This is a genomic window from Noviherbaspirillum sp. (genome assembly GCF_036846085.1).
In the GTDB taxonomy this organism is placed as follows: Bacteria; Pseudomonadota; Gammaproteobacteria; order Burkholderiales; family Burkholderiaceae_D; genus Noviherbaspirillum.
On the sequence record NZ_DAIUCO010000017.1, the window covers coordinates 13,384 to 37,329 of the forward strand.

At 57.4% G+C, this 23,946-nt stretch carries 30 protein-coding genes and 1 riboswitch; of the genes, 21 read left to right on the top strand and 9 right to left on the bottom strand.

Annotated elements, in window-relative coordinates; all coding sequences use genetic code 11:
• Positions 1 to 55 precede the first annotated feature (55 nt).
• From V7080_RS03515 to V7080_RS03540, 6 genes are all read left to right on the top strand, one after another.
• Positions 56 to 904, top strand: a complete 849-nt coding sequence (locus V7080_RS03515) for a ferritin-like domain-containing protein (protein ID WP_334187015.1) — start codon at positions 56 to 58, stop codon at positions 902 to 904.
• A 56-nt stretch (positions 905 to 960) separates the two neighbouring features.
• The gene (gene rfaE2, locus V7080_RS03520) at positions 961 to 1,440 is read left to right on the top strand and encodes a D-glycero-beta-D-manno-heptose 1-phosphate adenylyltransferase (RefSeq protein WP_334187016.1); all 480 of its coding nucleotides are present in this window, start codon (positions 961 to 963) and stop codon (positions 1,438 to 1,440) included.
• Positions 1,437 to 2,444 (top strand): asparaginase, encoded by a 1,008-nt coding sequence (locus V7080_RS03525; RefSeq protein WP_334187017.1) that lies wholly within the window; start codon positions 1,437 to 1,439, stop codon positions 2,442 to 2,444. The genes rfaE2 and V7080_RS03525 overlap by 4 nt, the downstream gene beginning before the upstream one ends.
• 33 nt (positions 2,445 to 2,477) lie before the next feature.
• Entirely contained in the window at positions 2,478 to 2,930 is a 453-nt protein-coding gene (locus tag V7080_RS03530) for a DUF411 domain-containing protein (protein WP_334187018.1), read from the top strand.
• A 46-nt stretch (positions 2,931 to 2,976) separates the two neighbouring features.
• A riboswitch (yybP-ykoY riboswitch) is annotated at positions 2,977 to 3,149 on the top strand.
• Positions 3,150 to 3,163: 14 nt separating this feature from the next.
• Positions 3,164 to 3,724, top strand: coding sequence for a TMEM165/GDT1 family protein (locus V7080_RS03535; protein WP_334187043.1), 561 nt, complete (start codon positions 3,164 to 3,166; stop codon positions 3,722 to 3,724).
• Between the two features lie 103 nt (positions 3,725 to 3,827).
• Positions 3,828 to 4,034, top strand: a complete 207-nt coding sequence (locus V7080_RS03540) for a heavy-metal-associated domain-containing protein (RefSeq protein WP_334187019.1) — start codon at positions 3,828 to 3,830, stop codon at positions 4,032 to 4,034.
• 68 nt (positions 4,035 to 4,102) lie between these two features.
• Here V7080_RS03540 and cueR read toward each other — a convergent pair whose 3' ends face one another.
• The 4 genes from cueR to V7080_RS03560 form a co-directional block, all read right to left on the bottom strand.
• Complete coding sequence (gene cueR / locus V7080_RS03545; RefSeq protein ID WP_334187020.1) at positions 4,103 to 4,531, bottom strand: Cu(I)-responsive transcriptional regulator; 429 nt, start codon at positions 4,529 to 4,531, stop codon at positions 4,103 to 4,105.
• Between the two features lie 112 nt (positions 4,532 to 4,643).
• The gene (locus V7080_RS03550) at positions 4,644 to 5,123 is read right to left on the bottom strand and encodes a copper chaperone PCu(A)C (protein ID WP_334187021.1); all 480 of its coding nucleotides are present in this window, start codon (positions 5,121 to 5,123) and stop codon (positions 4,644 to 4,646) included.
• A 25-nt stretch (positions 5,124 to 5,148) separates the two neighbouring features.
• Positions 5,149 to 5,619 (bottom strand): tRNA (uridine(34)/cytosine(34)/5-carboxymethylaminomethyluridine(34)-2'-O)-methyltransferase TrmL, encoded by a 471-nt coding sequence (gene trmL / locus V7080_RS03555; RefSeq protein WP_334187022.1) that lies wholly within the window; start codon positions 5,617 to 5,619, stop codon positions 5,149 to 5,151.
• A gap of 12 nt (positions 5,620 to 5,631) precedes the next feature.
• On the bottom strand, positions 5,632 to 6,390 hold the full coding sequence (locus V7080_RS03560; protein WP_334187023.1) for a ComF family protein: 759 nt from the start codon (positions 6,388 to 6,390) through the stop codon (positions 5,632 to 5,634).
• A gap of 118 nt (positions 6,391 to 6,508) precedes the next feature.
• On the opposite strand from V7080_RS03560, the gene V7080_RS03565 reads away from it, so the two are divergent.
• The 8 genes from V7080_RS03565 to V7080_RS03600 all read left to right on the top strand — a co-directional run bounded on the left by V7080_RS03565 (position 6,509) and on the right by V7080_RS03600 (position 12,731).
• Complete coding sequence (locus tag V7080_RS03565; protein ID WP_334187024.1) at positions 6,509 to 7,402, top strand: methyltransferase domain-containing protein; 894 nt, start codon at positions 6,509 to 6,511, stop codon at positions 7,400 to 7,402.
• A 241-nt stretch (positions 7,403 to 7,643) separates the two neighbouring features.
• The gene (locus V7080_RS03570) at positions 7,644 to 8,087 is read left to right on the top strand and encodes a DUF2244 domain-containing protein (protein WP_334187025.1); all 444 of its coding nucleotides are present in this window, start codon (positions 7,644 to 7,646) and stop codon (positions 8,085 to 8,087) included.
• Positions 8,088 to 8,120: 33 nt separating this feature from the next.
• Positions 8,121 to 9,287 carry a cytochrome c oxidase subunit II gene (gene coxB, locus V7080_RS03575; RefSeq protein WP_334187026.1) on the top strand — a complete coding sequence of 389 codons (1,167 nt, stop codon included), beginning with the start codon at positions 8,121 to 8,123 and terminating at the stop codon, positions 9,285 to 9,287.
• A 19-nt stretch (positions 9,288 to 9,306) separates the two neighbouring features.
• Positions 9,307 to 10,896, top strand: coding sequence for a cytochrome c oxidase subunit I (gene ctaD, locus V7080_RS03580; RefSeq protein ID WP_334187027.1), 1,590 nt, complete (start codon positions 9,307 to 9,309; stop codon positions 10,894 to 10,896).
• Between the two features lie 47 nt (positions 10,897 to 10,943).
• Positions 10,944 to 11,051: a cytochrome oxidase small assembly protein gene (locus V7080_RS03585; RefSeq protein ID WP_334187028.1), complete on the top strand. Its 108-nt coding sequence runs from the start codon at positions 10,944 to 10,946 to the stop codon at positions 11,049 to 11,051.
• Position 11,052: 1 nt separating this feature from the next.
• Entirely contained in the window at positions 11,053 to 11,619 is a 567-nt protein-coding gene (locus V7080_RS03590) for a cytochrome c oxidase assembly protein (RefSeq protein ID WP_334187029.1), read from the top strand.
• A gap of 9 nt (positions 11,620 to 11,628) precedes the next feature.
• On the top strand, positions 11,629 to 11,844 hold the full coding sequence (locus V7080_RS03595) for a DUF2970 domain-containing protein (protein ID WP_334187030.1): 216 nt from the start codon (positions 11,629 to 11,631) through the stop codon (positions 11,842 to 11,844).
• Between the two features lie 29 nt (positions 11,845 to 11,873).
• Entirely contained in the window at positions 11,874 to 12,731 is an 858-nt protein-coding gene (locus V7080_RS03600; protein ID WP_334187031.1) for a cytochrome c oxidase subunit 3, read from the top strand.
• 75 nt (positions 12,732 to 12,806) lie between these two features.
• Here V7080_RS03600 and V7080_RS03605 read toward each other — a convergent pair whose 3' ends face one another.
• Complete coding sequence (locus V7080_RS03605; protein WP_334187032.1) at positions 12,807 to 13,007, bottom strand: twin transmembrane helix small protein; 201 nt, start codon at positions 13,005 to 13,007, stop codon at positions 12,807 to 12,809.
• A 66-nt stretch (positions 13,008 to 13,073) separates the two neighbouring features.
• Here V7080_RS03605 and V7080_RS03610 point away from each other — a divergent pair, with 66 nt between their 5' ends.
• From V7080_RS03610 to V7080_RS03630, 5 genes are read left to right on the top strand one after another with little or no spacing between them, the layout of a single operon-like run.
• Positions 13,074 to 13,787 (top strand): SURF1 family protein, encoded by a 714-nt coding sequence (locus tag V7080_RS03610; RefSeq protein WP_334187033.1) that lies wholly within the window; start codon positions 13,074 to 13,076, stop codon positions 13,785 to 13,787.
• Positions 13,774 to 14,364 carry an SCO family protein gene (locus tag V7080_RS03615; protein ID WP_442947173.1) on the top strand — a complete coding sequence of 197 codons (591 nt, stop codon included), beginning with the start codon at positions 13,774 to 13,776 and terminating at the stop codon, positions 14,362 to 14,364. The genes V7080_RS03610 and V7080_RS03615 overlap by 14 nt, the downstream gene beginning before the upstream one ends.
• A gap of 7 nt (positions 14,365 to 14,371) precedes the next feature.
• Positions 14,372 to 15,484, top strand: coding sequence for a COX15/CtaA family protein (locus tag V7080_RS03620; protein WP_334187034.1), 1,113 nt, complete (start codon positions 14,372 to 14,374; stop codon positions 15,482 to 15,484).
• Between the two features lie 7 nt (positions 15,485 to 15,491).
• Positions 15,492 to 16,376, top strand: coding sequence for a heme o synthase (cyoE, locus tag V7080_RS03625; RefSeq protein ID WP_334187035.1), 885 nt, complete (start codon positions 15,492 to 15,494; stop codon positions 16,374 to 16,376).
• 3 nt (positions 16,377 to 16,379) lie between these two features.
• Positions 16,380 to 16,976: an SCO family protein gene (locus V7080_RS03630; protein ID WP_334187036.1), complete on the top strand. Its 597-nt coding sequence runs from the start codon at positions 16,380 to 16,382 to the stop codon at positions 16,974 to 16,976.
• Between the two features lie 82 nt (positions 16,977 to 17,058).
• Here the strand turns inward: V7080_RS03630 and rpoH are convergent, their stop codons facing one another.
• The 4 genes from rpoH to ftsY form a co-directional block, all read right to left on the bottom strand.
• Entirely contained in the window at positions 17,059 to 17,958 is a 900-nt protein-coding gene (gene rpoH, locus V7080_RS03635; protein ID WP_334187037.1) for an RNA polymerase sigma factor RpoH, read from the bottom strand.
• A 221-nt stretch (positions 17,959 to 18,179) separates the two neighbouring features.
• Entirely contained in the window at positions 18,180 to 19,106 is a 927-nt protein-coding gene (locus V7080_RS03640) for a cell division protein FtsX (protein WP_334187038.1), read from the bottom strand.
• Positions 19,103 to 19,786, bottom strand: a complete 684-nt coding sequence (locus V7080_RS03645) for a cell division ATP-binding protein FtsE (protein WP_334187039.1) — start codon at positions 19,784 to 19,786, stop codon at positions 19,103 to 19,105. Before V7080_RS03645 ends, V7080_RS03640 begins: the two co-directional genes overlap by 4 nt.
• Positions 19,787 to 19,791: 5 nt before the next feature.
• On the bottom strand, positions 19,792 to 21,021 hold the full coding sequence (ftsY, locus tag V7080_RS03650; protein ID WP_334187040.1) for a signal recognition particle-docking protein FtsY: 1,230 nt from the start codon (positions 21,019 to 21,021) through the stop codon (positions 19,792 to 19,794).
• A gap of 87 nt (positions 21,022 to 21,108) precedes the next feature.
• On the opposite strand from ftsY, the gene V7080_RS03655 reads away from it, so the two are divergent.
• Both V7080_RS03655 and V7080_RS03660 read left to right on the top strand, forming a co-directional pair.
• On the top strand, positions 21,109 to 22,482 hold the full coding sequence (locus V7080_RS03655; protein WP_334187041.1) for a M16 family metallopeptidase: 1,374 nt from the start codon (positions 21,109 to 21,111) through the stop codon (positions 22,480 to 22,482).
• Between the two features lie 55 nt (positions 22,483 to 22,537).
• Positions 22,538 to 23,866, top strand: coding sequence for a M16 family metallopeptidase (locus tag V7080_RS03660; RefSeq protein WP_334187042.1), 1,329 nt, complete (start codon positions 22,538 to 22,540; stop codon positions 23,864 to 23,866).
• Positions 23,867 to 23,946: the final 80 nt, after the last annotated feature.

The following is a 23,946-nucleotide window of genomic DNA, read 5'->3' on the forward strand; positions in this document are numbered from 1 at the left end:
CCTTACCGGGATTTTCTTGGTAAAATCAATCACTTAACTTATTTTCAAGGTGCATATGCTGTACCCAGAATTATTCAAGTCACTGGAGCAGGTCCGCTGGAATATGGACAAGGATATTCCGTGGGATCAGTTCGATGCTTCCAAACTGTCCGACGAGCAGGCGCAAACCATCAAGATGAATGCCATCACGGAATGGTCGGCATTGCCGGCCACCGAGATGTTCCTTCGCGACAACCGCGGCGATAGCGATTTCTCCGCATTCATGTCGGTGTGGTTCTTCGAGGAGCAGAAGCATTCGCTGGTACTGATGGAATATCTGCGCCGTTTCCGTCCGGAACTGGTGCCGACGGAGCAGGAGCTGCACAACGTGCGTTTCGAATTCGATCCGGCGCCGCCTCTGGAAACATTGATGCTGCATTTCTGCGGCGAAATCCGGCTGAATCACTGGTACCGCTGTGCATCCGACTGGCATACCGAGCCGGTCATCAAGCAGATCTACAAAATCATCAGCCAGGACGAGGCACGTCACGGCGGTGCTTATCTGCGTTACATGAAGAAAGCATTGAACGAAGTGGGCGATTCGGCACGTGCGGCGTTCGCGAAAATCGGTGTCCTGATGGCGTCGGCGCGCCGCACCGAAAAACCCCTGCATCCGACCAACCTGCATGTGAATCAGGCACTGTTCCCGAACGATACCGTGCAGAGCCGCCTGCCTGATCCGAACTGGCTGGAGCGCTGGCTTGACGGTCAGATCAATTTCAACGGCGAATGGGAAAAGAAGGTCATCGAACGCATCCTGCATAACATGTCGTTGCTCTTCGACCGCACCTTCGAATCGGTCCAGGACCTGAACCGTTACCGCAAGGAAGTTACAGCCCGCCTCGCGCAGTTGAATCCGGCGTAATGCCAATTGAAGTATCCTAGCCGCAGGCAATGTTGCCTGCGGCTTTTTTATTTTCCATGCCCGATTTCGAAAAAAAGATCTGCTCCCGCGCAGAATTGACGGCGCGCGTTGCGCGGCTGCCGAAGCCGGTGGTGCTCACCAACGGCGTATTCGACATCCTTCACCGTGGCCATGTCAGCTATCTCGCCGATGCGCGCGCACTTGGCGCGTCGCTTGTCGTGGCCGTCAATACCGATGCGTCCGTCAAGCGGCTCGGCAAGGGCGATGACAGGCCGGTCAACATTTGTGAGGACCGCATGGCCATCCTCGCCGCGCTGGAGGCGGTCGACCTGGTGGTTTCCTTCGACGAGCAGACTGCGCTGGAAGTCGTGCGGGAAGCGCGGCCCGACATTTACGTCAAGGGTGGCGATTACGACATGGCAGCCATTCCCGAAGGGCAGGCGGTGCTCGCCTACGGCGGCCGGGCAGTTGCCATCGACTTCGAATTCGACCGCTCGACAACAAAGCTCCTGTCCAGGGTCAGGCAGGCATCATGAACCTCGCCCCGCTGGTCGAAGTCACGCGCGGAGACGATGTGGAGTGCATCCACTTCGGTTCGGTAGCGGTCGTGGATATCCGTGGCAATCTGCTGTATCAAGCCGGCGATCCGCACTTTCTTACCTTCACGCGTTCCACCATCAAACCGTTCCAAGCCTTGCCGTTCCTGTGTGCCGACGGCCCCGCGAAGTTCAATTTTACGAAGCGCGAAGTGGCGTTGTTATGCGCAAGTCATTCCGGCGAGCCGATGCATGTCGACGCCGTGCAATCGATGTTGCAAAAGGCGGGCTGCGACGAGCAACACCTGCGCTGCGGCTGCCACGAGCCGATGTTTTACAGTGTTACCGGGGAGCGTCCGCCGCCCGCCGAACGCTTCAGCCAGTTGCATCACAATTGCAGCGGCAAGCACAGCGGCTTTCTTGCATGGTGCGTGCAGCACGATGCGCCCTTGGACAGTTATCTTGATCGCGCCCACCCGCTGCAACAGGCGGTGCGCGATGCGGTCGCGGAAGCGGCAGGCCTTCCCGTGTCCGCGCTGAAGACCGGGACGGACGGATGTTCCGCCCCCAACTACGCCATGCCGCTCTCCCGTCTCGCCCTGTCCTATGCCAGGCTGGCGCAGGGAGGCGCGGAGCCGCGATTCGGCAGCGCAATGGGCGAACTGTTCGATGCGATGACGGGCCATCCGGAGCTTGTATCCGGCACTGGACGCAATGATCTGGCATTCATGCAAACCGCACCCGGCGACTGGGTTGCCAAGATCGGTGCGGATGGCGTGCAGGTGATCGGCGTACGGTCCGCCGGTATCGGCATTGCTCTGAAGGTTGCCGACGGCAACATGCGCGCACTCAATACCGCCACGGTATCGGTCCTCCAGCAACTCGGCCTGGTGGATGCGCCGGAGAAGTCGCCGCTGGCGCCATGGTCGCGTCCGCAGTTGATCAATTACAAAGGCTTGCATACCGGCGAAGTACGCGCGGCGGTGCAATTGCTCAAGGCATGAATCGATGCCTCTCAATGAAAGGAATGACATCTCATGAAACGCCGTGATTTTATAAAGGGATTGCTGGCTGCAGCCTCGACAACCGTCCTGCCTGCCGCGCATGCCGCATCACCGGTCATCGACGTCTATAAAACCGAGACCTGCGGCTGCTGCATCCAGTGGGTGGAGCATCTGGAGGCAAACGGTTTCAAGGTCAACGTCAACAATGTTCCGGATACCGCCCCGTATCGCCAGAAATACGGCATTCCGCAAAAACTCGGTTCATGCCACACCGGGGTAGTGCAAGGGTATGCGATCGAAGGACATGTGCCGGCCAGGGAGATCAAGCGCCTGCTGAAAGAGCGCCCGAAAGCAACCGGGCTTGCCGTTCCAGGTATGCCGATCGGTTCGCCCGGCATGGAAGTCGAGGGCCGTCCGGCGGACAAATACGATGTGGTCCTGGTGCAGGCGAACGGCAAGCATTCGGTGTATCAGCAATATCAGTAAGGAATGTGGTTTCATTGAGCCGCGAATTGCCTTAGAATAAGCGCGCTTTCTGGTCATTGGGGAGTAGCCTTCTTCGGCAGCGAAGAGAATGCGTCAACACACTTGGTTCCGGCCATGGCGTATTCGACCCACGGGTTTGGCGAGACCTTTGACATGCGAACTTCCGTCTTCATGGATTGAGCGGGAGGGGCGCGTGTCATCGGTATGTTCTCGCTCAATCCGCATTCACCTTGATGGAAGCGTTCCTTGTATCAACTTTCGCGGTGGCCGTCGCGGAAATCGGCGACAAAACCCAACTCCTTGCGTTAATCCTGGCGGCACGCTACAAGCGTCCCATTCCAATCATTTTCGGCATCCTGGTAGCCACACTTCTCAATCATGCATTGGCGGGTTTGCTTGGCGAATGGATACGTACGGTCATTGATCCGGACATGCTCCGATGGATTCTGGGTGCTTCGTTTCTCCTGATCGCCGTATGGGCCCTCATCCCAGACAATATGGAGGAGACCGGCCAGGCGCAAGGCCGCTACGGCGTATTCTTTGTCACTTGCATCGCTTTTTTCATCGCCGAAATCGGCGACAAGACCCAGATCGCCACGGTTGCGCTGGCAGCGAAATATTCAAGCTTCCTGCTGGTGGTCGCCGGCACGACGATCGGCATGATGATCGCCAACGTTCCCGCAGTCATTCTCGGCAAGATCGCGTCACCCAATTTTCCATTCAAGCTGGTGCGGACGATTTCTGCCGGCATATTTGCCGTGCTGGGGATTGCGGTATTGCTGTCGGGCGGCTGAAACATCTTCTGCGGCGAGTCGTCTGATCTGTAAGGAAGTACTTGACCTTCCCACCACGGGAAGCCCCACACTTGTCCTTCCACACATGCGAAAGGAGTTCACCATGTATGAATTGAACGTCGAAGGAATGAGCTGCAACCACTGCATAAGCATGGTTACGAAGTCGGTATTGGGTGTCGATGGCGCCGCGAAAGTGAAGGTCGACCTTGCCAGCCATAAAGTGCAGGTCGAATCGAGCGCCGATATCGATGCAATCAAGTCCGCGGTCATCGAAGCCGGCTATCCGGTTACCGGAGCCAGCATTTCCTGATTGTGCCTGCATTGCGGGCATGGCCGGCGTGCTCCTTCTTCCTTGAAGCAAGAAGGAGCGCGTAACGCTCAATCTGGCGGTGCGCAGGCGTCGTGTTGGGATAGCGCATCCCGTGGCGAGAGTCCATGCAATATCGGGCAGTCCGGGCGTTCGTCACCGGCGCATGCACTGGCCAGATGGTCGAGCGTATCCCGCATTTCGGTCAGTTCGACGATGCGCTTGTTCAAATCCGCCACATGGGCTTTCGCAATCGCTTTCACGTCGGCACTGGCGCGATCCGCGTCTTGCCAGAGTGACAGCAGGTCCTTGATCTGTTCAAGCGAGAAGCCGAGCGTGCGCGCCCGCTTGATGAAGCGCAGCGTATGCAATTCCTTGTCCGTGTACTTGCGATAGCCGGCGTCGCTGCGTGCCGTCGGGGCGATCAGCGCGATGCTCTCATAGTGCCGGATCATCTTGGCCGAAACGCCGGATGCCCTGGCCGCTTCTCCGATATTCACGGTAGTCCTCCTTTCATGCCGGTGAATGAAGCATCGACAGCCGTCGATGCATCCAAAAACCGACTTTGCACCTTCCCATCAAGGGAAGGTCAAGCACCTCCCGGAAGGGCGATCAATGCTTATGGTGGCTTGCCTTCATGTCGGCGCCTGTTTTCGCCTCCACGGTGATGGATATTTCTTTTTTGCCCGCCTTTTCGAACGTCAGCGTCATTGGAAAGCGATCGCCGGGCTGGAGTGGCTTATGCAATCCGATGAGCATCAGGTGATAACCGTCGCCGGGTTGCATGATCACCTTGCCGGCGGCCTTCAATTCGATGCCGGGCACCTCGCGCATCCGCATCACGTTTCCATCCATCGACATGGTATGGATCTCGACCGACTTGGCGGCCGGCGATGAGGCCGAAAGCAGCTTGTCGGTTTGCTTGCCCTTGTTTTCCAGCGACAGATAAGCGGCGGCGCTTGGCTGTCCGGGCACGGTAGGGCGCGCATACGGGCGGTTGATATGCACCTCCCCGACCTGAAAGTCCTGCGCGTAAACAGTCATGCCGGCGATAAGCCCGGCGAAAAGTACCAAGGTGGAGCGAAACTGCATATATTTCCCTTTGATAAATGAAATGTTAATTGCCGCCTGCAAAGCCGTTTTGTCGCCATGCTTCATACACGACGACTGCGACGGTGTTGGAAAGATTCAGGCTGCGATTTTCCGGCCTCATCGGGAGGCGGATGCGCTGGGAGGCCGGAAACGATTCGCGCAACGCCGTCGAAAGGCCCCTGGTTTCCGAGCCGAAGACAAACACGTCGCCGGGTCGAAATGCAACCGACGCGAATCGGGTGGCGCCATGGGTCGTCATTGCGAACATGCGGGAGGCATCCGGCTTTTCATCGGCGATGAATGCATCCCAGCTGCGATGGACCTGCATGGTTGCGTAATCGTGATAATCCAGCCCGGCGCGACGCAATTTTGCATCGTCCAGCGGAAAACCGAGCGGCTCGACCAGATGAAGCTGGGCGCCGGTATTGGCGCACAGGCGGATCACATTGCCGGTATTCGGTGGAATTTCCGGTTCTACCAAGACGACATGAAACAAAAATTTCTCCTTTTACTTCGGTAGCGGTCGTGCAAAAACCAGGTTCGTCACGCGCCTTGCACCGAACCGCTTCAGGGTCCGGGCAACTTCATTCAAGGTTTCCCCCGTCGTGATCACATCATCCACTACGCCGATATGCGCACCCCGGACTAGGTCGGCGGCCTCGCCGGGCACGATGAACGCGTTACGGATATTCGTGTGCCGCTCGTCAGGATGGAGCATCGACTGCGCGCGCGTATCGCGCTGCCGCACCAGCAGCGCCGGTTTCAATGCCACCTTCAAGGCGCGTGATATCGGCCTGGCAATTTCAAGCGCCTGGTTGAAACCCCGGTCAGCCAACCGTTGCGGCCCGAGCGGCACGGCGGTCAGGAATTGCGGGCGTTCCTCTTCCGGCCATTGCGCCAACGCCTGGAGCAGCAGACTGCCGAACAAAGGGGCCAGTGCAAGCCGGTTGCCGAATTTCAGTGCCAGTACCAGCTGATCGACCGGCGCCGCGTAGTCGGCGGCCACGACGGTCGCATCAAAAGCCGGCGGGTGCTTGAGGCAATCGCCACAAGCGGTCTGCGGCAGCGCGGCTTCACCCGGCAGCGGCGATGCGCAATGCTTGCAGCGTGCCTGGCGTCGACGGAAATATTGCCTGTCGCACCCGTCGCACAGTGCTTGCCGACCGACCCGGCCGCATAATGCGCAACTCGTCGGCACCAGGGCCGGCAGGAGATCGGGCAGGCGGTGAAACAGCGGGCGGGCAGGGCTGAGCGGTCGAAACGACATAAAGCAGATGCTTCCTCAAACGTGTAAACTTGCTGCGATTATCTCATTCCCGGCCAACTCCCTCGTGTCCGTTCCACCTTCCGCCAACGGCGCTCAGTCAAGCGCACCGATCGATCTAATGCGCGTGCGCAATATGTTCGCATCGCCGTCGCGCGTTGCCGACTCGGATTTCCTGCGGCGCGAAGTTTCGGGCAGGATGCATGAGCGACTCGATCTCATCAAGATCAATCCGCAACACATTATCGATGCCGGTTGCGGCGAGGGTGCCGATCTCCAGATACTGCAGTCTCACTTTCCCGAAGCTTTCGTCATGGGCATCGACGGTGCCGCCGCCATGCTGTCCGAAGCCAGGGCCAGGCAGGCGACCACTGCCTCATCAATGAACCGGCTGCTGAAAAAATGGCTTCCGGTCCGGCTGGGTAATGGCATGGGAGCGGGTCCGGCGCTCTTTTGTGGCGACTTCGCGCATTTGCCGTTGGGAATAAATGCGGTCGATCTGGTCTGGTCCAATCTCGCGTTGCATTGGCATCCGCAGCCGGACCGGGTCTTTGCGGAATGGCGACGCGTTCTCAAGGTCGATGGCTTGCTGATGTTTTCCTGCTTCGGTCCGGACACCTTTAAAGAACTGCGTGCAGCTTTTTCAATGCACAGCACGCCGGACACTGCGGTACTGCCTTTCGTCGATATGCATGACTTCGGCGACATGCTGGTCAATGCCGGTTTTTCGACGCCGGTGATGGATATGGAAACCATCACCGTCACTTACGAGTCTGTAGAAAAGCTGATGAACGATGTACGCGCTTGGGGTGGTAATCCGCTCGCAAACCGTTATCGCGGTTTGATGGGAAGGGCATCCTGGCGACGCATCGTTGATTCGATCGAGGAGGGGCGTCGCCCGGATGGACGTCTCCCCTTGACCTTCGAAATTATTTACGGACATGCGTTCCGACCCGTGCCCCGCACCACATCGTCCGGGGAGACCATCGTCAGGCTGGATTTGCGTAAAAAGTGAAAGCGGGTAGCAGAATGAATCCCTGTCTGAGGCGGCGGTGAAATTTTCTTCGTGCCAAATGTGGCAAAAGTATCAATAGCAACGTCATCTTCGGGAAGACTTTCCGGCTCGAAAATCCATGTGCCGAAGGACGCGAACGACCGTTTTTATGCTTGATAACAAGTACCGTTCCGACTTATACTTCGAGGGTTTTGCGCGGTGCAGGCGACGCTCGGTCCACAGGTTCAGCTGAGGGGTCATCATGGTCACCCGGGAATGGGTCTTGAGCCGCAACTGCTCGCTGTCGCCGCGGCAGCTTGCATCGGCATACGCGGTGCTGTGCGGCATGTCGTTGATCGTCGCGACGATTTTCACCTTGAGCGGCGCCTGGTTGATTCTGGTGTTCGCCATCCTGGAGTTGTCCGCGGTTGGGCTGGCGTTTCTTCTTTATGCCCGTCACGCGACAGATCGGGAATATATTGCACTTGCAGACGATTGTCTTCTGGTAGAGCTTATCCAGGTTGAACAGGTTGAGCAGTTCAGGTTGAATCCGCGCTGGACGCGTGTCGAATCGCCTGTCAAGCGCAGCGACCTGGTCGGGCTGGAAGCCAACGGAACCAGGGTCGAGGTCGGCCGGTTTTTGACGGAATGGAAACGACGGGAGTTCGCGCGGGAGTTGAAGCGCGCACTGGCGTCGGCGAGTTAGACGGAATTCTACTTTTGGGTTTTTGAGGAAACTATGAAATATGCGAAGCGCCTTCAATCGTTGATGCTTGGTGCGTCGCTCCTGATGGCAGGTATGCCGTCATGGGCGGTCTCTGACAGTCCGGGTGGCCCGGCTGTGCGCCAGCTCAACTTCCAGACTCCAGTCACCCGGATCGCGGAAGACATCTATTCGCTGCACAATCTGATGCTGGTGATCTGCCTGGCCATTTTCGTCGCGGTCTTCGGTGTCATGTTCTACTCGATTCTCAAGCATCGCAAGTCGGTTGGCCACAAGCCGGCTTCGTTCCATGAAAGCACCGCGGTTGAAATCGCCTGGACGGTCGTCCCGTTCCTGATCGTGATCGGCATGGCCCTGCCGGCCACCAAAACCGTCGTTGCAATGAAAGACACGTCCAATGCCGATGTCACCATCAAGGCGACCGGTATGCAATGGAAATGGGGATACGACTACCTGAACGACAAGGTTGGGCAGGGCGAAGGCATCTCCTTCCTGTCGACTCTGTCCACGCCGCGCGAGCAGTTGACCAGCGAGGCAATCGAGAAGCAGGTCAATTACCTGATCGAGGTTGATAACCCGGTCGTTGTGCCGGTCAACAAGAAAATCCGTATCGTCACGACGGCCAACGACGTCATCCACTCCTGGGGTGTCAATTCCCTCGGCGTGAAGCAGGATGCGATTCCCGGCTTCGTTCGCGATACCTGGTTCCGCGCCGAAAAGGTTGGTACCTATCGCGGTCACTGCTATGAATTGTGCGGCAAGGACCACGCGTTCATGCCGATCGTGGTGAATGTCGTCACCGACGAGGAATACAGCAAATGGACCGAAGGCAAGAAGAAGGAAATGGCCGCAAAGGCGGATGACCCGAACAAGACCTGGACCATCGACGAACTGAAGCAGCGCGGCGAAAAGGTTTATGCCGCCAACTGCGTCGCCTGCCACCAGGCGAACGGAAAGGGTGTTCCAGGCGCGTTTCCCGCACTTGAAGGTTCGAAGGTCGTGAATGGACCCCGTCCGGAACAGATCGGTATTCTCCTGAACGGCCGGAACGCGATGCCTTCGTTCAAGGCGCTCTCGGATACGGAAATTGCGGCAGTCATCACTTATACCCGCAACAGCTGGTCCAACAAGCCGCAGGAAAATATCGTTCAACCAGCGGAAATCGTCGCTGCGCGCAAGTAATTGAAATTAGGAGATTGAGATGAGCACCACAGCAGTCGATCACGCACACGATCATTCTCATGATCACGCGCACCCGCATGGCTGGCGCCGTTGGCTGTATGCAACCAACCACAAGGATATCGGAACGCTTTACCTCTGGTTTTCTTTCATCATGCTCTTGTCCGGCGGTGTGCTGGCCCTGGGCATCCGAGCCGAGCTGTTCCAGCCCGGCCTGCAGCTGGTGCAGCCGGAGTTCTTCAACCAGCTGACCACAATGCACGGCCTCATCATGGTGTTTGGCGCCATCATGCCCGCCTTCGTCGGCTTTGCGAACTGGATGATTCCGCTGCAGATCGGCGCGTCCGACATGGCATTCGCCCGGATGAATAACTTCTCGTTCTGGCTGTTGCCACCGGCAGCGCTGCTGCTCGCAGGTTCCTTCCTGGTTCCGGGCGGCGCGACCGCCGCCGGCTGGACCCTGTATGCGCCGCTGTCGACCCAGATGGGTATCGGCATGGACATGGGTATCTTCGCGATGCACATCATGGGCGCGTCGTCGATCATGGGTTCGATCAACATCATCACGACCATCCTGAACATGCGCGCTCCCGGCATGACATTGATGAAGATGCCAATGTTCTGCTGGACCTGGCTGATTACCGCCTACCTGCTGATCGCCGTGATGCCGGTTCTCGCGGGCGCAATCACGATGACACTGACGGACCGTCATTTCGGCACATCGTTCTTCAATGCCGCCGGTGGTGGCGACCCGGTGATGTACCAGCATATCTTCTGGTTCTTCGGTCACCCCGAGGTCTACATCATGATTCTGCCGGCCTTCGGTATCGTGTCACACATCATCCCGACCTTTGCCCGCAAGCAGTTGTTCGGATATGCATCAATGGTGTACGCAACATCCTCGATCGCCATCCTGTCCTTCATCGTTTGGGCGCACCACATGTTTACCACCGGCATGCCGGTGACAAGCCAGTTGTTCTTCATGTACGCAACCATGCTGATCGCGGTGCCGACCGGCGTGAAAGTGTTCAACTGGATCGCGACGATGTGGAAAGGCTCGATGACATTTGAAACACCGATGCTGTTCGCGATCGGTTTCATCTTCGTCTTCACGATGGGCGGCTTCACGGGCCTGATTCTGGCCGTGACACCGATCGACATCCAGATGCAGGACACCTACTATGTCGTGGCGCACTTCCACTACGTGCTCGTGGCCGGATCGTTGTTTGCGCTGTTCGCAGGCTTCTACTACTGGGGTCCGAAGTGGACTGGTTACATGTACGATGAAGGCCGTGGCAAGTTCCATTTCTGGGGTTCGCTGATCACGTTCAACATCACTTTCTTCCCGATGCACTTCCTCGGCTTGGCCGGCATGCCCCGCCGCTATGCCGACTATCCGGCGCAATTCACCGATTTCAACATGATTGCGTCGATCGGTGCCTTCGGATTCGGCTTGATGCAGGTGTATTTCCTGTTCGCTGTTATATTGCCGTCCATCAAGGGCGGGAAGGAAGCGCCTGCGAAACCGTGGGAAGGTGCGGAAGGCCTGGAGTGGACTGTGCCGAGCCCGGCTCCATTCCATACATTTGAAGTGCCTCCGACAGTGAAGTAACTTAAAAGCAAGGATAGGGCGGACAACGCGTCCGCCCGAAAAGGGTTATGCCGGATCCAAACAAACCGAACAATCTCAAGACGGCTTTGATCCTGGCGTCGCTTGCCCTGGCATTTTTCATTGGATTGTTCGTCAAACGGTTCTGGTTCAGTTGATATGCAAACCTCGAACTCAGGCGGTGCACATTCCCGCAAACTGAATAGCCGGATGCTCGGCAAGCTGCTCGTGATAGCCGTGCTGATGTTCGGCTTCGGCTATGCGCTTGTTCCTGTGTACAAGAAGATCTGCGAGATTACCGGCATCAACGTGCTGACTCCCAAGGACGACACTGTCAAGGATATCGGCAACACGCAGGTTGACAAGACCCGCACCGTAACAATCGAATTCGATGCGAATGCCCACGGCCCCTTGCGCTTCCGGCCGACTGTCGGCAGCATGCAGGTGCATCCGGGAGAAATGGTGCAGGTAGTGTATGAAGTGGTGAATACGCAGGCACGCAGCATTGATGCGCAAGCCATTCCAAGCTATGCGCCTCAGCAGGCCGCAAGCCATTTCAAGAAAATGGAATGTTTCTGTTTCAAGCAGCAGACCCTTGGTCCGAACCAGGCAAAGCAGATGCCGGTCGTGTTTTATATCGACCCCGCATTGCCGAAGGATGTGAAGACGATAACATTGTCGTACACGTTTTTCGAAGTCGGCGGCACTGGCAAGGCGGCGAGTTGAGACACGTTCATGAATGATTTGAAAAAAGCGTCGCAGCGAAAGGCTTCCTTCGGTGCGACGGTGAAAGCGGTGCTGTGGTCTTTTTTCGGTGTGCGCAAAAGAAGCGACTATGAAAAAGATACCCAGCAACTCAATCCGGTGCATGTGATCATTGCCGGTATTGTCGCCGCAGCCATATTTGTTGCGATCCTGTTGTTGATCGTGAATGCAGTCGTTGCAAACTAATTTTTTACATATTGTATTGGGAGATGGAGATGGGTTCTCAACACGCGAATGCGCCACATTATTTTGTGCCGGGTCCGTCGAAATGGCCGGTACTGGCGGGCGCGACGCTGCTGGTGACAATGGCTGGCGCGTCGGCCTGGGTCAACGGATACGGCTGGGGCCCGGTTGCCAATATCATTGGCCTCCTCGGTTTTCTGGTGGTTCTGTACAAGTGGTTCGGTGACGCGATTGCGGAATCGGAAAGCGGTCTTTATAACAGCCGTATCGACGTTTCGTATCGCTGGAGCATGAGCTGGTTCATCTTCTCGGAAGTGATGTTTTTTGCCGGCTTCTTCGGTGCGCTTTTCTATGCGCGCGCGGTGACGTTGCCATGGCTTGCCGATCTTGACCACAAACTGCTCTGGCCTGATTTCGCCGCTCAGTGGGGCAATACACCTGCCGGCACAATCGATGCCTACAACAAGATGGGCCCTTTCCCTATCCCGACGATCAATACCGCACTATTGCTGTTGTCCGGCGTCACCCTGACGATTTCCCACCACGCGCTTCGCGCCGGTGAGCGCAGCAAAACTGCTTTCTGGCTGTTCGCCACGATTCTGCTCGGCGCAATCTTCATGGGTTTCCAGGTATATGAGTACATGCATGCTTACAGCGACCTGAACCTGAAGCTGACCTCCGGCATTTATGGGTCCACATTCTTCATGTTGACGGGATTCCATGGATTTCACGTGACGCTCGGCGCCATCATGCTCGCCGTCGTGCTGTATCGTTTGATGAAGGGGCACTTCACGCCCGACCATCACTTCGGATTTGAAGGCGCAGCATGGTATTGGCACTTTGTCGACGTTGTCTGGCTCGGCTTGTACGTCGTGGTCTACTGGCTGTAATTCCAGGTTGGTGAAGAAAAGCCGCACCAAGGTGCGGCTTTTTTGCTGTTGGCATCCGGAATTATCGACTCTTCGTCAACGAATGCCGGTGGGTTCAATCCACCCCATCTGGTGCGCGATGAGGAGCAGTACGAACAATGTGATGGAGAACCCGACGCGCATGGCCAATGCCTTGACGGTCCGGTTGCTTTTGCCTTTGTCTCGCATCAGAAAGACAAGTGCCGAGGCGAGGCTGCCCAGGATAAGGATGAAAGCAATGGCGACAAGAATTTTCATGATTGCACACGCTGGTCTGATTACGTCCACCAGCGTGATGGATGGTCTGAATAAAGTGACATTGTAATGCCAATAAAATTCCGGTTTCGCTGGATTCCGTTTATTGCGACGATCATTGCGGTGACGATCGGCATTTCGCTTGGCCAATGGCAGACGAGAAGGGCGGCGGAAAAGCTTGCGATCGAGCATAAGCTGTCGACGCGTGAGGCAGCCGCGCCGGTGATGCTGTCTACCGGGCGTCCCGCGATTGACGAAGTGGAATACCGGCGCATTCGCGTATCAGGGCAATTCGTTCGTGACTGGCCCGTGTATCTCGATAACCGTCCCCACCAAGGTGCCGCTGGTTTTCATCTGCTGATGCCATTCAAGATTGCCGGGTCCGACATGCACATCCTGGTGGCGCGGGGTTGGGCCAAACGTGACGCAGTCGATCGGACCCGGTTGCCGGATATTGCCACGCCAGGAGGCATGATCGAACTGGAGGGCATCGCACGGCGAAATGCCGGCCAGGTATTGCAATTGGGCCAGCCCGAACCACTGAAGCCCGGCGCCATCGTGCAAAATCTGGATATTGCAGAATTCGAACGCGCCACCAGATTGCCGATGCAATCATTTGTGCTGGAGCAAACCAGCGACACACGGGACGGCCTCGTGCGTGAATGGCTCAGGCCGTCGACGGGCGTCGACAAGCACCGTGGATACGCTTTCCAATGGTATGCGCTGGCAGCGACCGCATTTCTCTTTTATGTAGTAACAGGACTCCGACGTGGAAAACACTAAGCAACAAAAATCCGGAAGATGGAAGCTGTTCGCAGTCATTCTTATCTGCGCGGCCCCGATGATCGCGTCCTACCTGACCTATTACGTCATCAAGCCGCAGGGACGCACCAATTACGGCACACTGATCGATCCGCGCGCGCACCCGATGCCGCCGTTGAATACCACGGGACTCGACGGCAAGCCGCTCGAACTGAATGCCTATAACGGAAAGTGGATCATGTTGCAGGTTGCCGATGCCGAATGCGCGCCGCCTTGCCGGGAGCGCTTGCACGACATGCGCCAGTTGCGGCTGGCAATGGGAAAAGACAAGGACCGGATCGAGCGGGTATGGTTGGTGACCGATGGCGATCCCCTGGATACGATGCTGATGCGTGAATACGATGGCACACACATGCTGCGCGCAAAGCCGGAAGCGTTGAAGAATTGGCTGCCTACCGACGGCGGGACGACGATCAGCGATCACCTGTACATGATCGATCCCCTGGGCAACCTGATGATGCGGTTTCCCAAGGACGCAGACCCCAATAAGGTCAAAAAGGACCTGTCGAAACTTCTTAAAGCCTCACGCATAGGATGACACCGGTATGCTGATCCAGTTGGCAATCATGGGTATTCTCGCGGCAATGCTGCCGCTTGCCGTTGTCTGGGTGTCCAGCGACAGGAACAAATATCGCAAGCTGATTTGGGTCACGCTGTTCCTGACCTTCGATCTGATCATGTTCGGCGCATTCACGCGCCTGACAGACTCCGGGCTCGGATGCCCCGACTGGCCCGGTTGTTATGGCCATGCCAATCCCCTGCAGGCACTCGACCAGATCCGTGCCGCCGAAGCAGCCATGCCTGACGGCCCTGTAACGGTGATGAAGGCATGGATCGAAATGATCCATCGCTATCTCGCAATGGGTGTCGGAGTGCTCATTCTCGCAATCATGACGATTGCCTGGCTGCGCTGGACGAAATCCAAACGAACGGATGAACGATTTTCGCCCTGGTTTCCAACGCTGTTGCTGCTGTTCGTCTGCGTTCAGGGCGCGTTCGGTGCCTGGACAGTGACACTGAAGCTGCAGCCCGTCATCGTGACGATCCACTTGGTGCTTGGCATGGGCCTCCTGGGAATGCTGACCTGGATGGCGGCCAGTCAGAGCCGGCACGCACCGATCGCGCAAAATGCCGTGAGCATGCGGATGCCTGCAGTGATTGCGATGCTGCTGTTGAGCGTGCAGATCGCTTTGGGAGGGTGGGTCAGTACCAACTATGCCGCGCTGGCGTGCATGGATTTTCCTCTTTGCCACGGACAGTTACTGCCGCAGATGGATTTCGCCAATGGCTTCACCCTATGGCGTCACCTGGGTAAAACCGCAGACGGCGAGTACCTTCCGTTTCCCGCGCTGACCGCCATCCATTGGGTGCATCGCAGCTTTGCCTTTGTCGTGATCGCGTTCCTGGCATGGCTGGCACATAAAGCGATGCGAATCGACGGCCTCCGGAAAACCGGGCTATGGATACTGGTCGTAATGACAATTCAGCTTCTGACCGGGCTGACGACAATTTTCCTGCAGTGGCCGCTCGCTCTGGCAGTGGCACACAACGGCGGCGCGGCGCTGCTCGTGCTGCTACTGACCATGTTAAACTACAAGGCTCGAATTCCGACAGCGACCGCTGCACATCACGCCACCACTCGCCTGTCCGCCGCCTGAGATCCAATTGACTACCTTGACCGCTTCCCCTAACCGCCTTGCGCAATACTGGGCATTGACCAAGCCGCGCGTGACGCAGCTGGCCGTGTTTTGCGCAGTGATCGGCATGTTTCTCGCAACGCCCACTCTGCCAGACTGGAAAACAGTCATAGCGGCGACAATCGGCATCTGGCTTCTTGCGGGAGCCGCTTTTGCCGTCAATTGCCTGGTGGAACGTGAAATCGACTCGCGCATGGCCCGTACTGCCCGCCGTCCGATGGCCACGGGCGAATTGACCGTGTCGCAAACCCTGGTCTTTTCCGGCGTGATCGGCGGCATCGGCATGTGGGTTCTCTATAACTTCGTGAACCCGCTCACCATGTGGCTGACCTTTGCCACCTTCGTCGGTTACGCTGTCATTTATACGATGATTCTGAAGCCGGCGACACCGCAAAACATCGTCATCGGCGGCTTGTCCGGTGCCATGCCGCCGGCATTGGGTTGGGCGGCGATTGCCAATGACGTCCCTATGCAAGCATGGATACTGGTCCTGATCATTTTCGTGTGGACGCCACCGCATTTCTGGGCACTGGCTCTTTATCGCCGTGACGATTACGCAAGGTCCGGATTGCCGATGCTGCCCATCACTCACGGCCTCAAGTTCACCCAATTCCATATCCTGCTATACACGATCGCGCTGGTGGCCACGACCATGTTGCCTTACGCGGTGAAGATGAGTGGGCTGATCTATCTCGCGAGCGCCTCGATTCTGGGTGCAATTTTCCTCTGGTATGCATGGCGGATATATCGTCATTACACCGATCTGCTGGCGCGTCAGACATTTACGTATTCAATCGTCTATCTGTCGTTGCTTTTCGTTGCCCTGCTGGCCGATCACTATCTGAAGTTTTAAGGCATGCACTCTCCATCCTTCATCCGGTCGTTTGTTCTTGCGCTGTTCGCCCTGTTTGTACTGGCCGGATGCAACCGTCAACCAGAACAGGTGTTCAAGAACACCGACATCACCGGTCTTGACTATGCCCGCGGCTTTACGCTGACCGACCATACCGGCAAGACCCGTACCCTTGCCGACTTCAAGGGCAAGGCAGTAGTGGTTTTTTTTGGATTTACCCAATGCCCGGACGTCTGTCCGACGACGATGTCGGAGATGGCCGGCGTCATGAAAGAGCTCGGGCCGTTGGCCGACAAGGTTCAGGTATTGTTCATCACAGTCGATCCGGAACGCGACACACAGCAGCTTTTAGCCCAGTATGTGCCTGCGTTCGATTCGCGCTTCCTGGGACTGGTGGGTGATAAAGCGGCAACGGATGCGGTGGCCAAGGAATTCAAGGTCTTCTATCAAAAGGTGCCTGGCAAGACTCCCGGCAGCTATTCGGTGGATCACACCGCGGGAAGCTATGTATTTGATCCGCAGGGGCGTATTCGGCTTTTCATCCGGCACGGACAGGGTACGGAACCGATCGTGCATGATTTGAAGATGCTGCTGTCCTGACAAAGGCAATTACGTGGCACCAAACAAAAAGCGCTCGATATCGAGCGCTTTTTGTTTGGTGCTACTTCAACGATGCTAGGCATCAGGCGTACTCGGCCAATGCGCCTTTCATTTTCTTCAGCGCGGCACTTTCGATCTGGCGAATTCGCTCGGCAGACACGCCGAACTCATCGGCCAACTCATGCAGCGTTGCGCCGGAACCGTCGTCGTTCGATAACCAGCGTGCCTCCACGATGCGACGGGAGCGGGGATCCAGCTTCCCCAGCGCAGTCTCCAGGCCTTCCGACTGGAGCCGGTCATACTGCTGCGCTTCCAACGCCTTGGTCGGCTCATTGGCATCGGAGGACAGGTAAGCAATCGGTGCAAACTTGTCGTCTTCGTCGTCGGTCGGCGCCTCAAGCGCAATATCGCGGCCCGACATGCGGGTTTCCATTTCAATCACTTCTTCACGCTTGACGTTCAACGTCCTGGCAAGATCCTCGACTTGCGCCGGCGTCATGGCGTCCAGCCCTTCCTTGTGGCTGCGCAGGTTGAAAAACAATTTGCGCTGGGCCTTGGTGGTGGCCACCTTGACGAGCCGCCAGTTCTTCAGGATGTACTCGTGCATTTCAGCCTTGATCCAGTGCATCGCATACGAGACCAGGCGCACACCCTGATCAGGGTCGAACCGCTTGACTGCTTTCATCAGCCCGATATTACCTTCCTGAATCAAGTCGGCATGCGGCAATCCGTAACCGAGATAACCGCGTGCAATCGACACCACCAGGCGTAAATGGGATAAAACCAGCTTCTGCGCAGCTGCCAGATCATTGTTGTCCCGAAGACGGCGGGCGAGCGATATTTCTTCTTCCTGCGAAAGCATCGGAAGCCGGTTTACGGCGGAGATATACGCTTCAATGTTGCCCAAGCTGCCCGAAAATCCAAGCGAAAGTGCCTGATTTCCAAAGGGAACTAGTCCGGATTGTGCAGATGGTGTAGTCATTTTTTCTCCTTCTTCCCCAACAAATTCCCGGCCAAAAGACCGGTCAGTCAGATCAGTCGTTATATTAGCACTCTAGGAAACAGAGTGCTAATGAGGGATTTTAAAGGGATGGATAGGTTAATTGCTATTGCAGAAGCGTAATTGATTGCTAACGCTAACTGTATTGAAAATCACAATGACGAAGTTGTGTGAAATCAAGTGTCCGGACGGTATTTTAAAAATCAGGCCAAGCGGGAAAGATGCCGCCGCACTGAAAGCAGGGCACCGAAAAGCCCGAGACCGGAGCTGCCCGCCAATAAAAGAACAACGATCGGCCCATGCAGAGACGAAAGCTGAAATTCGGATGCATACAAACGGGCAAATTCCGCGATTGCGCCATTCAGCGGGCGAAGCGCAGTTCCCACCGCGAGAAGCGCCGTAACCCCAGCCAGCAAACCGAGCAGCGCGCCTGTGTAGTAAAACGGCCTGGAGATATGGCTATCCGTCGCACCGAACAACCGGCAAACTTCGATCTCTTCACGTTGGGTCAACACCTGGAGTCGGACTGTATTGAAGACGACTGCAACCACCACCACCGCCAGTGTCGCCGCAAGGAAAAACAAGCCTAGGCGCAATACCTGCATGAGCGCCGCCAGCCGCTTCACCCAGGCCGAGTCGACCTGCACATATTCGACACCGGGTAGCGCTTTTAATTGCACGGCGATGGCATCAATTTTTCGCGCATCGTCCGCCGACTGGAATCCGGCAAGCTTCAATACATATCCGTCCGGCAGAGGATTCTCGCCCAGGGTGGTAAGGGCGTCGGACAATCCGGTGCGGCTCTTCAGTGCGCTGAGCGCATGTTCACGTGGAATGAATTCAAGCCTGCCCGTATTGCCGGTCTTCTGCAGCACGCGCTGTATATCGGCGGCCAGTGCCCTGGATCGCTCACGGGGTGTGTCGACGCCCATGAATATACTGATCTCGGGTTCCACTGCCAGTTGCTCGCTGACAGGACGCACATTTTCCAACAGGGTCAGCCCGGCGAAAGGAAGGGAAAGGGCGATCGCTATGACGAGGACATTCATGGCGAAGCTTCCCGGCGCATGGGCAAATTGCCTGATTGCATCCGCAATAGCCGCCAGGTGCTGACGGATCCAGGCGCTCATGCTGCGCCTCGCAGGAATTCCGTACCGGCACCCGGGACCAGGCGGCCTTGATGCAACCTGATGATCCGTGTCGCACTTGCAAGGATGTGCTCGTCATGGGTCGAAATCAGGCATGTCACACCGGCGCCGTGAAAGGCTTTCAGTGCGTCGAGGACGAGATCGGCGCTTGCGCGATCAAGGTTGGCTGTCGGTTCGTCGGCAAGGATGATTTGCGGGCGATTGACGATCGCCCGGGCAATGGCCACCCGCTGCTGTTCGCCGCCGGACAAGGTTTGCGGATTGCTCGCCGCTTTTTCGGGAAGTCCCACCTTGTCGAGCGCAGCGCGGGCACGTCGCTCCGCTTCGGCTTTCGTTGAACCCGTCACCAATAGCGGCAGCATGACGTTCGACAGGACGCTGCGGTCAAACAACAGCCGTTGCTGCTGAAAGATCAAGCCGATTTTTCGCCGCAAATAGGGTAGCCCGGCGGCTTGCAAGGCGCCGACATCCTGCCCGTAGACAGTGACGGTGCCCGAAGTCGGTCGTTCGATGGCGGGTATCATTTTGAGCAGGGTGGATTTTCCCGCGCCGGACGGTCCGGAGAGAAACGCCAGTTCGCCGGTCGGGATCGACAGGGTAATGTCCGACAATGCCATTGCATTGCCGCCATAGCGTTTGGATACCTGCTTGAATTCAATCATTGAAATCAGCTCAGCAAGGCGTCGACGAACTCCTCGGCATCGAACGGCTGCAAGTCCTCGATCTTCTCGCCGACACCGATAAAGTACACCGGCACCGGCCGCGTCTTCGCAATGGCCGCAAGCACGCCGCCTTTCGCGGTGCCGTCCAGTTTGGTGACGATCAGTCCGGTCAGTTTGAGCGCATCGTCGAAGGCTTTTACCTGTGCAAGGGCGTTCTGCCCGGTATTGCCATCGATAACGAGCAGGACCTCATGCGGTGCGCCTTCCATGCCTTTGCCAATGACGCGCTGTACCTTCTTCAGCTCTTCCATCAGGTGCAGTTGCGTTGGCAGGCGACCCGCCGTATCTACCATCACGACATTGATCCGGCGCGCTTTCGCCGACTGCACCGCGTCGTAAGCAACGGCGGCCGGGTCTCCGGACTCCTGTGCGATGACCACAACGTTATTGCGCTCGCCCCAGATTGTCAGCTGTTCCCTGGCGGCCGCGCGGAAGGTATCGCCTGCCGCCAGCAGGACAGACTGTTCGTGCGCCTGCAAGTGCTTGGCAAGCTTGCCTATCGTGGTCGTCTTTCCGGCCCCGTTGACGCCGGCAATCATCATCACCAGCGGTTGATGCAGGCCAAGCACCATAGGCTTCTGCAACGGCCTGAGCATGTCGACCAGCAAGCCGCGCAGAGCCGCCTTGACTTGGGCCGCTTCGGTGAGCTTGCCTTCCTTGACCTTCTTCTTGAGGGCGTCGAGCAGATATCGGGTGGCTTCGACACCGGCATCCGAAACCAGCAATGCCGATTCCAGTTCGTCGTACAAATCGTCATCGATCTTTGCGCCGACAAACAGCGTGGTCAGATTGGTCGAAGTCTTCGATAATCCGGTCTTCAGCCGATTGAGCCACGACTGCCGCTGTTCCTGGGACGGTGCAGGTGCGGGAACGATTTCACCTTCCTCATGAATTGGATCTGACACTTCCGCTGGCACATCGGCCGGCGCAGAGGCCAGGCGCGCCGGCACGGCAGCCTTCTGCTTCACCGGCGGCGGCTCGACCGGCTTCTTCGGTGCGGCCCCTGCCGGCGTATCTCCCCTGATGCGGTCAAACCATGATGACTTCTGTTCTGCCGGAGACGGATTTTCCTTATCCTCGACAATAGGCGTCGCTTCCTGGGTCGGCACGATCTCTTCCAATTTCTCGTCGGAAACGGGCGTGTCTTTGGATTTTTTCTTGAAGAAACTAAACATCGGGAATTGAAAGAAGTGCGGTGGGAGGCCGTTCAGCCTCTGCTCGGAAAGAAGATACAATCGCGACATTCTAACAGAGCGTTGCCTATGAAAATCCGGATCGCTGCAATCATGTCGGCCTGGGTGCTGCTTGTCGCCCCACTGCAGTCTCTCGCCGCGCAGGCCCAGCCTGCAAAGGAATTCATGCTGAAGAACGGCATGAAAGTTATCGTCAAGGAAGACAACCGCGCACCCACGGTTGCGCACATGGTCTGGTACAAGGTCGGATCGATGGACGAACAGAGCGGAACCACCGGTGTCGCCCACGTCCTCGAACACATGATGTTCAAAGGTACCAAGACCCTGAAGCCGGGGGAGTTCAGCCAGCGTGTCGCCGCGCTCGGCGGCCGTGAGAACGCCTTCACGAGCAAGGATTACACCGCCTATTTCCAGCAGATCGAAAAGTCGAGGCTGGAACAGGTAATGGCGCTGGAATCGGACCGCATGTCCAACCTCATCTTCGACAAGGACGAGTTCGGCAGGGAAGTTCGCGTGGTAATGGAAGAGCGGCGCTGGCGCACCGAAGACCAGCCGATTCCCTTGCTGTATGAAGCACTGAATGCGACCGCTTTCACCGCGCATCCCTACCACAATCCGATTATCGGCTGGATGAACGACCTTCAGAACATGACGGTGGATGACGCAAAGGCGTGGTACCAGCGCTGGTATGCACCGAACAATGCCACGCTGGTCGTTGCCGGCGACGTGGATGCAAAAAAGGTTCTTGCGCTGGCGGAAAAGTACTACGGCAGGTATCCCAAGGAAGTGCTGCCGCTGCGCAAGCCGCAAATCGAGCCGCCGCAACGCGGCATCAAGCGGATCACCGTCAGGGCGCCGGCCGAGAATCCGTACGTGGTGATGGCATTCAAGGTGCCCACGCTCCGCGACGTGGAAAAGGATCAGGACGTGTATGCCCTTGACGTCCTGGCGGCCGTGCTGGACGGTTACGACAATGCCCGGCTGAATGCAAAGCTGGTGCGCACCGATCGGGTTGCCAATTCGGCGGGCGCCGGCTATTCCAACATCGCGCGTGGTCCCGTCTTGTTCCTTCTGGACGGCACGCCGGCACAGGGCACCACCACCGAACAGCTTGAAAAGATGCTGCGGGCGGAGGTCGAACGGATCGCCAAGGAAGGCGTATCGGAAGAAGAGCTGACGCGGGTAAAGACACAGCTCATCGCCGGACAAATTTATAAGCGCGATTCGGTGTTCGGACAGGCGATGGAGATCGGCGTCATGGAAATGAGCGGCCTTTCCCATAAGGATATCGACCGCATCATCGAGAAACTCAAAACCGTCACGTCGGCGCAGGTCCAGGCGGTTGCCCAGAAATATTTTGGTGATGAAAGCCTGACGGTCGGCACGCTGTATCCACTGCCGCTGTCGGAAAAGAAACCGGCACCTCCACCGCTGCGCCACTAGCATTGCCTGGCGCCTGCGCATATGCCGCAAGCGCCGGCTTCAATGAAATATGACCATGAAAAAATTTGTTTTTGCCTTGGTGATGTGCGTCGCACTGAATGCGCACGCTGCCTTGAAGATCCAATCCTGGACACTCGACAATGGCGCGCGCGTGCTCTTCGTCGAGAACAACTCGATTCCCGTTCTCGACATCAGTGTCGAATTCGACGCCGGCTCACGCCGCGATCCCGCCGATAAAGCCGGCATCGCTTCGCTGACCAATGCGATGCTCGCACGCGGCGTACGCGCCTCTGATGCGCCCCAGAGCGAACCGGCGCTGACCGAGGCGCAGATTTCCGACACCCTGGCCGACACGGCCGCCCAACGCGGCGGCGGTGCGGGAAATGACCGGGCCGGCGTCTCATTGCGGACCCTGTCGTCCACAATGGAGCGCGACAAATCGGTCGCCGTGCTGTCACGTCTTCTTGCGCATCCGAGTTTTCCGGAAGAGCTGCTTGCGCGCGACAAGGCGCGTACCATCGCCGCGATCAAGGAAGATGAAACCAAACCGGAATCCATTGCCGGCAAGGCGTTCTGGAGACTGTTGTACGGAACCCACCCCTATGCGAAACACGAAACGGTTGAATCGGTCCAATCCATATCCCGTGATGATCTGCTGAACTTCCACCGGAATCACTATGTGGCCAACCGCGCAGTAATTGCGATGATCGGCGACATTTCGCGTGCAGACGCCGAGGCGATTGCGAAGCAGTTGACGGTACGCCTGCCGCAAGGTGCGCCACTGCCTGCACTGCCTGCGGTACCCGCCGGACAGGGACAGGAGGAACTGATTACCCACCCTGCTTCCCAGGCGCATATACAGATCGGCATCCCGGCGATCAAGCGGGGCGACCCGGACTTCTTCGCGCTGACGGTCGGCAACTATGTGCTCGGCGGCGGTGGCTTCGTGTCCCGCCTCACGCAGGAGGTGCGCGAAAAGCGCGGCTTGTCGTACAGCGTATACAGCTACTTCAGCCCGATGGCACAGGAAGGGCCGTTCCAGATCGGCCTGCAGACCCAGAAGGAACAGGCGGACGAAGCATTGAAGGTCGTGCGTGACACCGCCGCGCGCTTCCTGCAGGAGGGGCCGACGGCACGCGAGCTGAAAGCGGCGAAGGACAACCTGATCGGCGGCTTCCCGCTGCGCATCGATAATAACCGCAAGATTCTCGACAATATCGCCGTCATCGGTTTCTACGGATTGCCACTGAATTATCTCGATACCTGGACCGAAAACGTGGCCAAGGTGACGGCAGCTGACATCAAGGCAGCGTTCAACCGGAACATTGCCGTCGACCGGCTCGTCACCGTAGTGGTGGGGAACGGCAAGCAAAATGCGAAATAGGCAGGGCGGGAAAACCGCTTCCCGCGGAGGCCTGATTCGCCACGCCGGTCCCGCAAGGCAGGTGCGTATCATCGGTGGCC